Consider the following 12978-nt stretch of genomic DNA (forward strand, 5'->3'; position numbering starts at 1 on the left):
TTCTACAACTGATTGTTCTTCTTCAATCGCTGCTTCTTCCACAACTGGTTGTTCTTCTTCAATCGCTGCTTCTTCTACAACTGATTGTTCTTCTTCAATCGCTGCTTCTTCTACAACTGATTGTTCTTCTTCAATCGTTGCTTCTTCTACAACTGATTGTTCTTCTTCAATCGCTGCTTCTTCTACAACTGATTGTTCTTCTTCAATCGTTGCTTCTTCTGCAATTAAAACGTCCGCAAAGCTTTGAACATCTTTTTTCGTTTGTTCATCAGCTTCAGCAACATGTATGAATTCATTCTTTTGTTCAATTGCTTCATTTAACACCATTTCTTGCTGCGTTTCCTCAAGTACTACAGGTTCGGCTTCTTCTGACTCTTCTGTTTCTGCAATTACTTCCATTTCTTCTGATTCTTCTGCTTCCGCAATTACTTCCACTTCTTCTGTTTCTGTAATTACGTCTACCTCTTCAAATTCTTCTGGTATTTCCACAATGATTGTTTCTTCAAGCTTTTCTTCTGCTTTGACAATCACTGATTCTTCTGGAGCTTGCTTTTCTACTTCAATAGTAGGTTGTTCTATTTCTGTATTACGTTTCATTTCTTCTGATAATATTGTATCCTCGTGCTCTACTTTAGAAGCTAATGATTCTGTTTGTAGAACATTTTCTACCACTACATCTTTTTCTTGCTTCGCATCTTCCATACGCTCAGCAATTGTTTCATGAAGTAATTCAGCCGCTGGAACTTCCTGCGGTGCACTCATTTCTTGAGCCACTTCTTTTTCTTCTACTATAGGCTCTTGGCGTTCGATTTCATAACCGTTTTTCTCTAGCCATTGATCGACAACTGACTTTTCTTCCTTTTTACTCTGTTGATCTTGCTCATCAACTCTTTCATGACTGGAAGAAGTCGGTGCTTGCCCTTCTGAGAAATGAGATAATGTATATCCTTTTTTCTCTAGCCATGCATCAACGACTGATTTGCCCTCTACAGATATTTCAAGGTCTTCTCTTTCCTTTACTTCCTCCTGCTTTTCTTCCTTTTTCTCTACTGAAGGACGATTATATCCGTAAATTGGCGAAATCATTTCTGTTGGACGAAATGGTCTACGGTTACTTTCTTGCGCTGGTGTAGATGCTTTCTTTACGACAGGCTCTCGCTCCGGTTCATATTGTATTTCCGGCTCTTCATATGTAGAAACTACTTTCTCCACATGCTGTCGTCTGCTTCTTTCCACTTTGATTCCTCTTTGAATAGGCTGATTTTCATACGTTACAGCTTGAACAGGTTGTTCTTCAAAACGCCCTGTTTCTATAACATCCTCTTCATCGAACCCATTATCCGGTATTAATGGAAAACGGCATTTACCTGCATTCCTACTTGCCATTTGTGCTTCTCTTGCTTCGGTGTAGTGGTTTACACGAGGAATTTTCGGCTGACTTTCAACTTGCTTTTGTACTTCTTTATTCATCGCTGTTTGTTCTTCCTCTTTGTTAAACAGCTTTTTCATCCAATCTAACATGCTTACCACTCTTTCTACTAAATAGTAACATCCTTTATTGTATCAGCATTCGGCAAAAAGTGCAGGTAAAATTAAGCATGTCATATTTATCCATAATATTCTAATTTACGAGTGTTTTCATATAGAAAAACGCAGTCTTACATGTAAGACTGCGTTTAAGCTTTACTCTTCCGATATTCATCTACACTATCCGTTACACTTTGCACCGGTCTCAAAGTTTTTTATAATTGTTTTATAATCTCATCCATATTTCCAATATAAACTGGCTGCCATTTTTCTGTACCACGTTCTGCAGTATAAACCGGATAAGCGTCATCATCTATATTTACGAAAACTGGATCGCCCATATCCGTTTCATATCCAATTGTAATCCATCCTTCTTGCCACTTTCCGTTTTCTTCACTAATTAATGAATTTTTATGTTTATCATATCGATAACCGATTTGTCCTTTTTCTAATTCATTTTCACTAAACAAATAGATTTCATAAGAACCTAACTCGATATCTTGCTGTTTTGAAGTTTCAATTCGTTTCAGAAGTTCTGCGATTTTTGGTTGTTGTTTCATGCGTCTATCCCCTTCTATTTTTCTAAATTTTAACTATTTTGTTTATAAAACACAATATAGATTTTAAGAAAAAAGGTGACATCCTTATGAATATGAACGATTTTCTACATATATCTATCACAACTCACAATATATCAAAGATTCAATAGAAAAGAGAGGCTGCCCAAAAGGACAACCTCTCTTTTCTTATACCAATTAAAATTTAAACTCTTGTCCAACTTCAAAGCTATCTTCTAATACAAGAATACCTTTTTCTTGTGGAGCATCTGGAAGCTCTAATTCACGTGCTGAACAAATCATTCCAGCAGAAGGAACTCCGCGAAGCTCAGCTGGCTTGATTAACATACCGCTTGGCATTACAGCGCCGATTTTTGCAACGACAACTTTTTGTCCTGCATCAACGTTTGGTGCACCACATACGATTTGTAATGTTTCTGTACCGATTTCTACTTTACAGATGTTTAACTTATCAGCATTTGGATGCTTTTCTTTTTCAGCTACATAGCCTACAACAAATTTTGGAGAAAGATCTGCTTCTACTGTTTCTTCAAAGCCGTTCTTCGCTAAAATTTCGTTGATTTTTTCTACAAGCTCTTTCGTTAATGTAAGGTTACCTGTTTCTTTTACTTCTAAGTAAGAAGATGCATGAAAGATGTTGAATCCTGCTGTTTCGTTGCTTTCACGGTCATATACGCGTGCAACATCTCCTTTGCGATCAAAAGTACGGTTCTCTAAAGTAATATCTTGTAAGGCAACAATTAGAGTGTCACCAATTCCTTCAAGGTTGTAAAAAACGTTCACTTCGTTCATCCTTTCTCTTTTCCATCTGTCTTCTTCCGATTCTTCGCTAAAATAAAGATTGGTTCAAAGTCCCCATCTTCATATACGAATGAAAGTGATGTAATCGGAACATGCCCTTCGGCAAAAAATTTCATTGTCATTTGTGCAATAATATCATAACCGATTTCGTTGACGATATCAGCAATAATTAATACATCTTGGTGAGGAACAGCAACAACCATGTCACCAGAAATCTTTTCACGCATCGATTGTAGTAACGATTCGTTTAAAATACGAGTCGCATCATACCCATCATTTGTGTTTAAAAAGTAGAATGTATTACCTGCTACTGTGTCTTGTTTAAATTCATAACCTAATGAGCGAGCGTTGAATAATGCCATTTCACGTACTTGTTGCTCTGTCAGCCCTAATTTTTGTAATAAACGCTCGTCAATGAGACGATATGTTTTATTCGAATCTAGCGCATAGTAAATACGTGTTTCCGCCGTATGATCCGTCATAATGAACGGATTTCCTTCTTCTGCTTGTTTCGGGAAAGAAGTAGAGCGAATAACAGGTAAAATTTTCGCCGCGCTATTTTCTTCCTTATGCATCGCAATTAACGCCTCTTGTACGTAATAGGCAACCTCTTCAATCGCCTTTTCTTTATTCACTTCCCATTTTGCTACAACTCCTGGAAGCGATACGTTAATACCTTTTTTTGAGTCTTTCTGTTCTATACGTAGAACTTCTTTCTCACTATCATACTGAAAGTCCCATTCCGGGCGAGATAATCTCTTCATTAACTCGTCTTTCATCTTTTTACTTGTCATCTTCATCTCTTTTTCCTCCCTTCCAAAAAAATAACCTCCCCCGCGAAGGTAGAGGTTGTTTTACAATTCAATTGGCAAATTGCCTTATTTTAAACCTTCAATGAACTCTTCGATTTGTTCTTGTGTTTTACGATCTTTGTTTACATAGCGACCTGTTTCTTCACCTTTATTGTACGCTACAAAGCTCGGAATGCCAAATACGTCTAATTTTACGCATAGATCAATAAACTCATCACGATCTACATAGTAAAATGAGAAATCACTATATTTCTCTTCTACTTCTGGCATAAATGGATCTACGAAGCGGCAGTCTGGACACCATTCTGCTGAGAACATAAAGATTACATTCTCTTCATTTTTTAACTCTTGGAATTGCTCCATGCTTTCTAATGATTTCATCTATATTTCCTCCTCTAACGAGTGCATTTTTTCATGTTATAATCTTTCTTTTATACTACCATACATCGCGCACGGTGCAAGGTTTATGCTTGCTTTTCATCATACTTATATTGCCCAACAAGTAACTTAACAACGTGTACAAATAATTCCGTACGGTCCACATAATCATCCGTAAAAATACCAATCGCACCTTCATGACTACGAATATCTTTTCTCTGTACAAACTCTTCCATCACTTCACTTAACTCCTTACCACCTTCAAGAGGTGCTAAAAAATCATCTGGTAACGTAATACGTGCCCCGCCGGCAACGAATGTTTTACCATCACTTGTTGCTAGCGCGCCCCAATTACACATAAATAAACCGTGCTCTGTTTTCATTACGCCGCCTTCTAGTCCAATGCCAATTTGAGCTTCCCCTTCCTCTAGTGCTCGCTTCGCTCTATTGATCGCTCCTTGCATCGTCTCTTCATCTGAAAATGGCTGGTTTGCTACCCCTGAAGGAACAGAAAGAGATGTAATTGTAGCACCTTTCCAAACCTTCTCCACAGCTCCAACCTTCGTTTTATTCTTAGATCCAACTACTACTTTCATTTCATTCACCTCTATAAAAATTTATCATTTTCCCTTACTCAAATTGTTCTTTATACACGAATGCACGGCCACCACACATCGCTTGTTTGTCTCTTCACTCTAAAAAAGAAGAGTTTTTCTCACAACATTGCGGACCTCGAACCCAAAAGCAACCTTACTCTCACTTCCTACCCGGGGTTTTAATCCCCCGTGCAAGAATCAATTAAGCACTAACCGCTACCATACATCGCTCGAGCATCTATTCAACCTAAAAAAAGAAGGGTTTTTCGCCCTTCTTCTCTACGCGTTATTCTTAATTGTCTCTAACGTCGTTTTATCCGTTGCTCTTACAAGCTTCGTAATTAGCTCTTTTGCTGCCGCATAATCATCCACATGTAAAATAGAAGCATGTGTATGAATGTAACGTGCGCAAACACCAATTACTGCTGATGGGATACCTGAGTTACTTGTATGTACACGGCCCGCATCTGTACCACCTTGCGAAATAAAGTATTGGTACGGAATGTTATGTGTTTCTGCTGTATCTAAAATGAATTCGCGCATTCCTCTATGCGTTACCATCGTACGGTCATAGATACGAAGAAGAGCACCTTTTCCTAATTGACCGAACTGTGTTTTATCACCAGATGCATCGTTAGCTGGGCTTGCATCAAGCGCATAGAAAATGTCTGGTTGAATCATATTTGCAGCAGTTTGTGCACCGCGAAGACCAACTTCTTCTTGTACAGTCGCACCAGAGTATAATGTGTTTGGTAATGTTTCGTCTTTTAATTCTTTTAATAATTCGATTGCAAGGCCACATCCGTAACGGTTGTCCCAAGCTTTCGCCATAATTTTCTTTTCGTTTGCCATCGGCGTAAACGGGCAGATTGGCACGATTTGTTGTCCTGGTTTTACACCAATCTCAATCGCATCTTCATAGCTATCTGCGCCTATATCAATTAACATATTTTTTATATCCATCGGTTTTGCACGTTGCGCGTCACTTAATAAATGAGGAGGAATAGAACCAACAACCCCAATAACAGGGCCATTCTTCGTCATAACTTGAACGCGCTGAGCTAATAGTACTTGGCTCCACCAGCCGCCTAAAGGTTGAAAACGAAGCATTCCGTTTTTCGTAATTTGCGTAACCATGAAACCTACTTCATCCATATGACCTGCTACAAGAACACGCGGGCCAGTTTCATCCCCTTTTTTCAGACCAAATACGCTACCTAAACCGTCTTGTACAATTTCATCTGCATATTTGCTTAATTCTTGCTTCATAAAACGGCGTACATCATGTTCGAAACCTGATGCACCTTGTAATTCTGTTAACGTACGAAATAATTGTAATGTCTCTTTATTCACGAAGTCCCCTTCTTTCAAACCTTAGTAGAATACCTCTTTTATTGTAACGAAATTTTCGAAATGTTTCTAGTTTCTTCTTTTTTAGCTGTATTTGCTTTATAATTATTATCGGTACACTATTTTTATTTTATAGAATTGAGGTGAATATATGAGCTGGAAAGGTTTAGTAGCAGGTCTTGGCGTTGGTTTCGCAGCTGGTTATCTTGTTGCAAACAAAGTACAAGAACAATCCCATATTTCTTCAGAAAAAGCATTGAAAATGGTAAAACAAGCATTAAGTCATAAAGGTGAAATTACTGGCTCTTGGGTACATATGGTTCCAGAGACATTTGAAAAATATGATGTCGCGTATGAAGTGTATCGCGGCGGTCTTACAACGATGTTAAATGATATACAAGAACGATTTGAATTTTTAGTTGATGCTAAAACAGGTACTGTTTTAGAGGTTATAGCAGCATAAACAGGAGGGTTCCCATTAGGTGAACCTCTTATTTTTTAATCGTGGATAGTAATTGAAATTATATCGGCGATTTTTCGAATATATCGACTGCAACTCCAAATATATCAGCGATTTTTCAAATATATCGACCGTAACTCAAATTATATCAGCGATTTTTCAAATATATCGACTTACCAACAAAAAAACGACAACAAAAAGGAGACTGCTCCAACAGACTGCTGGAACACCCTCCCATTTTTATGCTTCTATACCCGTTTTCCGTTCTATTTTTTCTACGATATGACCTTCCTCATTCCACTTTACTGCGCGATAATACGCGTCATGATAAAAAGTGAACCAAGCATCGTTTTCAGCGCCATACTTCATCCACTTTTGCTTATTTTCAATGGATGTCATCGGATAATCATCATAAGCCATTACCCATAATACATTTTGATGGGCGTGCGTCGGCAATAAGTCTGCTAAATGCAGCATTGTTTCTCCTTTGCTTTCTAAAGCGATAACTGCATGTCCATCACTATGACCGCCTGTATGTGCCATTTTTATTTCATCTGTAATTTCTATTTCTTGCTGAAACGTAATAACTTGGTCTACAATCGGCTCCCAATTTTCCTTCCAATATGTATTACGGGATCTAATATTTGGGTTCCTCATTTCATTCCACTCTGTTTCGCTTACGTAAACTTTCGCATTCGGAAAAGCTGGCACAAGGTGATCCCCTTCCCATTTTGTTAAGCCGGATGCATGATCAAAATGAAGATGCGTCATTAAAACGCAGTGGATATCCTCAGGCTTTAATCCTAGTTTTTCTAATGACTCATAAACCGATGATTCTTCTGTTACACCTTGGTTTCGCTTCATTTTCTCACTCAATTTACCGTTTCCTATTCCGGAATCAATGAGCATGTTGCCATCTTTCGTTTGTAAAAGTAACGGATCTGTTCGTAAATAAATATGATTTGTATCATTATGTTTATATTTACGTGACCAAAGTACTTTCGGCACAACGCCAAACATTGCTCCTCCGTCTAAATGTGTGTTCCCACCTTTTAGCCAAGTCACTTTTATATCTCCAACTTGTAACTGTTCCATTTTTCATCCCCCTTTTCTTTCAATACTAACATAAAATTCTGATTATTTTAGATACAAAAAACCTATGCATTACTGCATAGGCTCTGTACGATATTTTGCTTCTACTCGGTAAATGCGATGACCTTTACTAGAGAATTTCTCTTCGTACTCAGTCATAATGTTACCTTCAAAGTCACTGTTATGAAGATCTAAGCTTAAGTAAGTTAGTAACATACCATACTCCGCCATACTCATAAGAGAATATTCAAATAAACCTTGGTTATCTGTTTTGAAATGAATTTCTCCGCCTTCTACTAGCACTTCTTCATAATTGCGTAAAAACGTTTTATACGTTAAACGACGCTTCGTATGACGTTTCTTTGGCCATGGATCTGAGAAGTTTAAATAAACGCGATCAATCTCACCTTTTGCAAAGAAAACTGTTAAATCTTCAGCATCTTTATTAATTAATTTCAAGTTCGGTAATTCTTCTTCAATTAATTTATCAAGTGCATCTACAACAACACTTGTGAATTTTTCAATTCCAATATAATTAATATGGGGATTCGCTTTTGCCATATCATACATAAAGCGGCCACGACCTGTACCTACTTCGATGTGAATGGGTTGCTCATTTCCAAATACTTCTTTCCAGTTACCAGCGCGCTCCTCTGGATTTCCGATTACGATATGTGAATACTCATTAATTCGATCCATTGCATATGGTTTATGTCTTAAACGCATAGATGTTTCCCTCTCTTTACATAGCTATTTTAAAGGAATAATTCCTTCTTTCTGTTTTTAATCAATCTACCAAACAAAAAACCAAGTACGTACGAGCACTCGGTCCGTTTCTTTCAAGTATAAGATGTACCATTTTGATAAAAACTACATACAGCATTAAACATTCCATGACGAAACAGCTTTTTCTCTTACTTTTCTAAGAAGAGAAAAACAATCGAAAGGATGATCCGTTCATGCCAATTAATCAACAACATCAATTAGAAGTGCTGAAAGATATTTTAGTCAATCACCAAAGTGATTGTTGCGGGACAGTTTCTGAATGCGAGCAATTAGAGCGTCTCATTCAATCGTTACTCGCAAACGATAATATAAGTAGTGACGCTAAAGCAATGCTAAACGATGTATATTCTTATAGTCAATCGGGTAAATCTTCCTCTAATTTGGACAACCACATTTCCAATAATCAAGAACAACTTACTCAGTGGATTGCTGGAATGGACAATTTTTCTTAAGTATTACTCTGAAGCAAGTAGTTGCTGTAAATATTGATGCCAATATTCAGCTTCTGCTTGCTGCTTTTTTGTTGTATGCCATTGAATAGACAAAATCGTTTGTGCTATCACATACCATCTCATACGTTTAAGCAGCGATTCATCCATTTCAATATCATAGTAACCGAGCCACTCACTCCATTCTTGGCGCGGAATGTACCAATATAATAACATACCGAGGTCTAGAGCTGGGTCAGCAATTACAGCTCCATCCCAATCAATTAAAAACAACTCATCTTCATCCGACAATAGCCAATTGTTATGGTTTACATCACAATGGCATACAACGAATTCATTGTATTCAATATCCTTTAATGAATCCATTAAATATTGAAGACCTTGCTGAATTGTTTCCTCATCCCTTATATCTCCTCTTAAAACGAGTTGCAGCTGTTGTAATAACTCTTGTGCGTGAAGCGGCTGCTTCCCAAGTCTTTGAATCATCTGCACGAGTGCTTTAGAGGAGTGTATTTTTTTCAAAAGTTTCGCAACACGTTCTAGTTTCATATCCTCTGGCTCTAGCTTCTGTCCCGGAAGCCATTTTTGAGCAGAAATTACATCACCGTTCGTTACCCTTCTTGTCCAAAGTAATTTTGGAACAATTCCTTCTGCTGACAATACCGCTAAAAAGGGCGATGTATTCCGCTTTAAAAATAACTTCTGTTGTCCGTTTTGCGCAATATATGCATCGCCCGTTACTCCACCAGCCGGTACAAGACTCCACTCTTTTCCTAATAATTGTTCCAACCATTCCATATTCATTACCCGTTAACAAATCCTTATCTTTTATAGTTATGAAAAGAAAAACCGCAACATTTCTACACATGTTGTGGATTCATATATATTTTACTGTAAATGAAAAGAAAACTTGGCATAAGCCAAAAACTCTCTATTTTATTTTACAAAACCAGCCATAGAATGACAACTTATCAAAATCGTCACCTTTGTCAATTCTACATTTATTACATTCTCATCGTCAAGTAGCGATTTGTCACATTATCGTCAATATATACGTGCTAATCGGAGCGAGCCTAAGTTCCTTTCCTCTAAATGAAGAAATTGGCTCTATTTTAGCTTGCTTTTCGTTTACTAACACATGCCACGTTTCTTCTTTCGGAAGTTGCACCGTTTTCGCTTCTAAACTGCTATTAAATAAAACGACAATTTCTTTCCACGGTCCAAACGACTCTACATGCTCTAAATGATATGCAAGTACTTCTGGAGATGTTTGCAAAAAAGTCATGTGCTTTTTTATAAGGTCTGCATTTTGTAACCGGAATGCTCCGTGCTCTTTACGAATCGCAATTAAACCTTTTATATAGTTAACGGTCTCTATCTCTTTCTCTTTTCGATCCCAATCTAATTGATTAATTTCATCATTTGCATTATAACTATTTTCATTTCCTTGCTTCGTACGATAAAACTCTTGCCCAGCATGTAAGAAAGGGATGCCTTGCGACAGAATCACCATTGCAGTTGCTAGCAGATGACGTTTTTTCAAAATCTCTTCCGACTCTTCATTACTGCGCATTAGTTTATCCCACATCGTCATATTGTCATGACATTCTACATAGTTAATGCTTTGCACAGGCTCTAGAAACAAACCTGTTTCTTTCATACTCAAAAGGCTTCCTGATGCAATATACTGCAAATGATTACAGTCTACATACCCACCAAATGCAAAACCACGTTTATTTATATGAAAGGTACTCCCTTTTATCCCATCACGAAATTGATCATTAAATTGCGCAATATGCGGCATTTTCTTTGCATTATTTAACGTTGCCTTTTCCTCTGGAGGAAGTGGTGTTTGTAGATCCCATCCTTCTCCTAATAGCAGTGCATCTCGCTTTATGTTTCGCACTTCTTTTTCTATTATATTTATTGTATCAACATCTAAAATTCCCATTAAGTCGAACCGGAATCCATCAACATTGTACTCTGTAAGCCAATATAAAATAGACTCTACAATGAATTTCCTCATCATTTTCCGTTCAGATGCTATGTCATTTCCGACTCCCGTCCCATTAGAAGGCATACCATTTTCACCATGACGAAAATAATATCCTGGGACAAGCTTTTCAAATGATGAGAGCTCTCTTTCATACACATGATTATAGACAACATCTATAATCACTCTAATACCGTGCTCATGAAATGTTTCAATTAACTGTTTACACTCTACGATCCTGTTATACGGGTCAGAGGGATTTGTAGCATAATATCCTGTTGGCGCATTGTAATATAATGGATTGTAACCCCAATTATAGGCAGAAGAAGGGTTTGCCTCATCTACACCACCGAAACAGTATAAAGGTAATAGTTCAACATGTGTAACACCTAAATCTTTTATATGAGACAAACCTGTTAACGTCCCATTTCGCCCTGTCGTTCCTTCTTCCATTAGTCCCTTATATGTTCCTTTTTTACTCACTCCACTGCCCGGATGAATAGTAGCATCACGAATATGCAGTTCATACAATATGGCATCTGTCATTGCTTGTAATGGTGGTAATTGCCCTCGCTTCGTTACATTCGTCTTTTCCAAATCAATAACAACGCCGTACTTCCCATTTACAGTCACTGATTTTGCATAAGGATCCACAGCTTCGTTCCATATTAAATTAATACAAACAAGAAATGTATACTTTTCCCCGGCTAAATCGCCTTGCAATGTATGAGCCCAAACTCCATTTTCTTCTCTGTACATTTCGTAATCTGTATATTCTTTATCACTTTTATAAATTCTTACTTTCGCAAGCCTCGCAGTTGGAGCCCATACTTTAAATGTAGTTGCTTCCTTTTGGTGTACTGCCCCTAAATCTGTACCTTCGTAATAATACTTCTCATCGAAAATCGCTGTTCTTATGACAGCACCTATTTGTAAATCTGTTTCTTCATTCCGTTCATCTCGTACTGTATAATACTTCCCCACATCTAGCGGCTCTTCTATAAAGCACTCATACTTCGTTGCATCAGGAAGCGCAATTGTATGAGCAATCGGTAAATCTTTCACGTTACTTCCTTCTTGCAAACGAAATGTCCGACTTGTTCCATACGCATGTGGGAGCAAAATTGTAATTTTATTCATTTCATCTAAATAGGCATCAAATGGACGTTTTACTTTCAACATAAAAAAATCACCATCATTCTTAAAGTTAAAATGAAACGAGCTGCAAATGATAAGGCTTTTCTTATCAGCGAAGCCCTATACAGTAACACATTGTTCTTTATAGTATATTCACCTGTATAAAAAACGTTTTCATACATTCTATTTTTGTAATTTTATTTCAGCAATTGCTTTATATTTCGGTGTCTCCTTCACGTGAGATTCGTATAAAGTAATCGTATCCGCTTGAAATGATATTTCAGGCACTTCCTTTATATGTTCTAAATCAAACTTTTCTTCTCCTACCCATTTACGTGCAACAGTAATATGCGGATGATATGGGCGCGTTTCTAAAGAAAATCCATTCTCTTCACACATAACGTGTACTTGCTTTTGCAATTGAAACAAATCTTGATTTTCGCTTACCTTTGCCCAAAAAATACGCGGCCTGTCTTCCATACCAAACGTTGAAAACCCTTGTAATGTGAACGATAGTTCTTTCATTTCTATAAGTGTTTGTAATCCATTCTTTATTCCTTCTAATTGTTCCTCTGTCGCACTACCTAAAAACGAAAGGGTAATATGATAGTCTTCTTTATGTACCCATGAACGAAAGGGTAATTCCTCTTGCATTTCCTCTTTATAGTTAGACAGCACTTCTTTTATATGATTTGGTAACGTAATTGCGACAAAATAATGCAGTTCCATGTACATCTTCTCCTTCTTTATTGTTGCTTTTCTTTCTTATCTCATTCCATTAACTTCCCTACAAGTCTAACCAAGTTCAGGTCGTATTAATAAAGTGAAACTTTAATCAGTGGGGGTTTTCTCCATCCCCCACTGATTATCAGCCCTCACCAATCGGACTTTAATGGGCAGTTGATCCCCCCACCTAAATTCTTTGCTTTCGCTGAATTTTGAGATGGGGGTCTTACTGCCCATTAAAGCGGGATAGATGAAATGATATCGACATTTCGACAAGGAGCATCTGCTTACCA

Annotated in this window: 13 protein-coding genes and 1 pseudogene; 2 read left to right on the forward strand and 12 right to left on the reverse strand. The window is 37.4% G+C overall.

Annotated features, from left to right (window positions below):
* The 7 genes and pseudogenes from ACTFRN_RS17950 to ACTFRN_RS17980 all read right to left on the reverse strand — a co-directional run.
* Window positions 1–1521 (reverse strand): annotated as a pseudogene (locus ACTFRN_RS17950) (DNA translocase FtsK); the annotation flags it as partial.
* Between the two features lie 221 nt (window positions 1522–1742).
* Window positions 1743–2087, reverse strand: coding sequence for a hypothetical protein (locus tag ACTFRN_RS17955; protein WP_000813328.1), 345 nt, complete (start codon window positions 2085–2087; stop codon window positions 1743–1745).
* 195 nt (window positions 2088–2282) lie between these two features.
* Entirely contained in the window at window positions 2283–2897 is a 615-nt protein-coding gene (gene ytpR / locus ACTFRN_RS17960; protein WP_001006757.1) for a YtpR family tRNA-binding protein, read from the reverse strand.
* Window positions 2894–3706 carry a DUF1444 domain-containing protein gene (locus ACTFRN_RS17965; protein WP_000784613.1) on the reverse strand — a complete coding sequence of 271 codons (813 nt, stop codon included), beginning with the start codon at window positions 3704–3706 and terminating at the stop codon, window positions 2894–2896. The genes ytpR and ACTFRN_RS17965 overlap by 4 nt, the downstream gene beginning before the upstream one ends.
* Window positions 3707–3784: 78 nt before the next feature.
* Window positions 3785–4099 (reverse strand): thioredoxin family protein, encoded by a 315-nt coding sequence (locus ACTFRN_RS17970; RefSeq protein WP_000838188.1) that lies wholly within the window; start codon window positions 4097–4099, stop codon window positions 3785–3787.
* An 83-nt stretch (window positions 4100–4182) separates the two neighbouring features.
* Complete coding sequence (locus ACTFRN_RS17975) at window positions 4183–4692, reverse strand: DUF84 family protein (RefSeq protein WP_000869960.1); 510 nt, start codon at window positions 4690–4692, stop codon at window positions 4183–4185.
* A gap of 279 nt (window positions 4693–4971) precedes the next feature.
* Window positions 4972–6045, reverse strand: coding sequence for a M42 family metallopeptidase (locus ACTFRN_RS17980; protein WP_001031510.1), 1074 nt, complete (start codon window positions 6043–6045; stop codon window positions 4972–4974).
* Window positions 6046–6193: 148 nt separating this feature from the next.
* Here ACTFRN_RS17980 and ACTFRN_RS17985 point away from each other — a divergent pair, with 148 nt between their 5' ends.
* Window positions 6194–6505, forward strand: coding sequence for a PepSY domain-containing protein (locus ACTFRN_RS17985; protein ID WP_000118543.1), 312 nt, complete (start codon window positions 6194–6196; stop codon window positions 6503–6505).
* Between the two features lie 237 nt (window positions 6506–6742).
* Here ACTFRN_RS17985 and ACTFRN_RS17990 read toward each other — a convergent pair whose 3' ends face one another.
* Entirely contained in the window at window positions 6743–7597 is an 855-nt protein-coding gene (locus ACTFRN_RS17990; protein WP_000436883.1) for a YtnP family quorum-quenching lactonase, read from the reverse strand.
* A 69-nt stretch (window positions 7598–7666) separates the two neighbouring features.
* Window positions 7667–8320, reverse strand: a complete 654-nt coding sequence (gene trmB, locus ACTFRN_RS17995) for a tRNA (guanosine(46)-N7)-methyltransferase TrmB (protein WP_001239380.1) — start codon at window positions 8318–8320, stop codon at window positions 7667–7669.
* Between the two features lie 233 nt (window positions 8321–8553).
* Here trmB and ACTFRN_RS18000 point away from each other — a divergent pair, with 233 nt between their 5' ends.
* Window positions 8554–8832: a YtzH-like family protein gene (locus tag ACTFRN_RS18000; RefSeq protein WP_001122234.1), complete on the forward strand. Its 279-nt coding sequence runs from the start codon at window positions 8554–8556 to the stop codon at window positions 8830–8832.
* 3 nt (window positions 8833–8835) lie between these two features.
* Here ACTFRN_RS18000 and ACTFRN_RS18005 read toward each other — a convergent pair whose 3' ends face one another.
* The 3 genes from ACTFRN_RS18005 to thpR all read right to left on the reverse strand — a co-directional run bounded on the left by ACTFRN_RS18005 (window position 8836) and on the right by thpR (window position 12688).
* Window positions 8836–9633: a phosphotransferase family protein gene (locus tag ACTFRN_RS18005; protein WP_001055736.1), complete on the reverse strand. Its 798-nt coding sequence runs from the start codon at window positions 9631–9633 to the stop codon at window positions 8836–8838.
* Between the two features lie 229 nt (window positions 9634–9862).
* The gene (gene pulA, locus ACTFRN_RS18010) at window positions 9863–12004 is read right to left on the reverse strand and encodes a type I pullulanase (protein WP_000921723.1); all 2142 of its coding nucleotides are present in this window, start codon (window positions 12002–12004) and stop codon (window positions 9863–9865) included.
* Window positions 12005–12142: 138 nt separating this feature from the next.
* Window positions 12143–12688: an RNA 2',3'-cyclic phosphodiesterase gene (thpR, locus tag ACTFRN_RS18015; RefSeq protein WP_000419001.1), complete on the reverse strand. Its 546-nt coding sequence runs from the start codon at window positions 12686–12688 to the stop codon at window positions 12143–12145.
* Between the last annotated feature and the right edge of the window lie 290 nt (window positions 12689–12978).

The organism is Bacillus cereus group sp. MYBK245-2 (genome assembly GCF_051916145.1).
Taxonomy (GTDB): domain Bacteria; phylum Bacillota; class Bacilli; order Bacillales; family Bacillaceae_G; genus Bacillus_A; species Bacillus_A pacificus.

What these genes read in the sequence shown, in the direction of transcription:
- ACTFRN_RS17985 (WP_000118543.1), top strand. Translation starts at nt 6,194, where the DNA reads ATGAGCTGGAAAGGTTTAGTAGCAGGTCTTGGCGTTGGTTTCGCAGCT.
- ACTFRN_RS18000 (WP_001122234.1), top strand. Translation starts at nt 8,554, where the DNA reads ATGCCAATTAATCAACAACATCAATTAGAAGTGCTGAAAGATATTTTA.
- pulA (WP_000921723.1), bottom strand. Translation starts at nt 12,004, where the DNA reads ATGTTGAAAGTAAAACGTCCATTTGATGCCTATTTAGATGAAATGAAT.
- ACTFRN_RS17975 (WP_000869960.1), bottom strand. Translation starts at nt 4,692, where the DNA reads ATGAAAGTAGTAGTTGGATCTAAGAATAAAACGAAGGTTGGAGCTGTG.
- ACTFRN_RS17970 (WP_000838188.1), bottom strand. Translation starts at nt 4,099, where the DNA reads ATGAAATCATTAGAAAGCATGGAGCAATTCCAAGAGTTAAAAAATGAA.
- ACTFRN_RS17990 (WP_000436883.1), bottom strand. Translation starts at nt 7,597, where the DNA reads ATGGAACAGTTACAAGTTGGAGATATAAAAGTGACTTGGCTAAAAGGT.
- ACTFRN_RS17955 (WP_000813328.1), bottom strand. Translation starts at nt 2,087, where the DNA reads ATGAAACAACAACCAAAAATCGCAGAACTTCTGAAACGAATTGAAACT.
- trmB (WP_001239380.1), bottom strand. Translation starts at nt 8,320, where the DNA reads ATGCGTTTAAGACATAAACCATATGCAATGGATCGAATTAATGAGTAT.
- ytpR (WP_001006757.1), bottom strand. Translation starts at nt 2,897, where the DNA reads ATGAACGAAGTGAACGTTTTTTACAACCTTGAAGGAATTGGTGACACT.
- thpR (WP_000419001.1), bottom strand. Translation starts at nt 12,688, where the DNA reads ATGGAACTGCATTATTTTGTCGCAATTACGTTACCAAATCATATAAAA.
- ACTFRN_RS18005 (WP_001055736.1), bottom strand. Translation starts at nt 9,633, where the DNA reads ATGAATATGGAATGGTTGGAACAATTATTAGGAAAAGAGTGGAGTCTT.
- ACTFRN_RS17965 (WP_000784613.1), bottom strand. Translation starts at nt 3,706, where the DNA reads ATGAAGATGACAAGTAAAAAGATGAAAGACGAGTTAATGAAGAGATTA.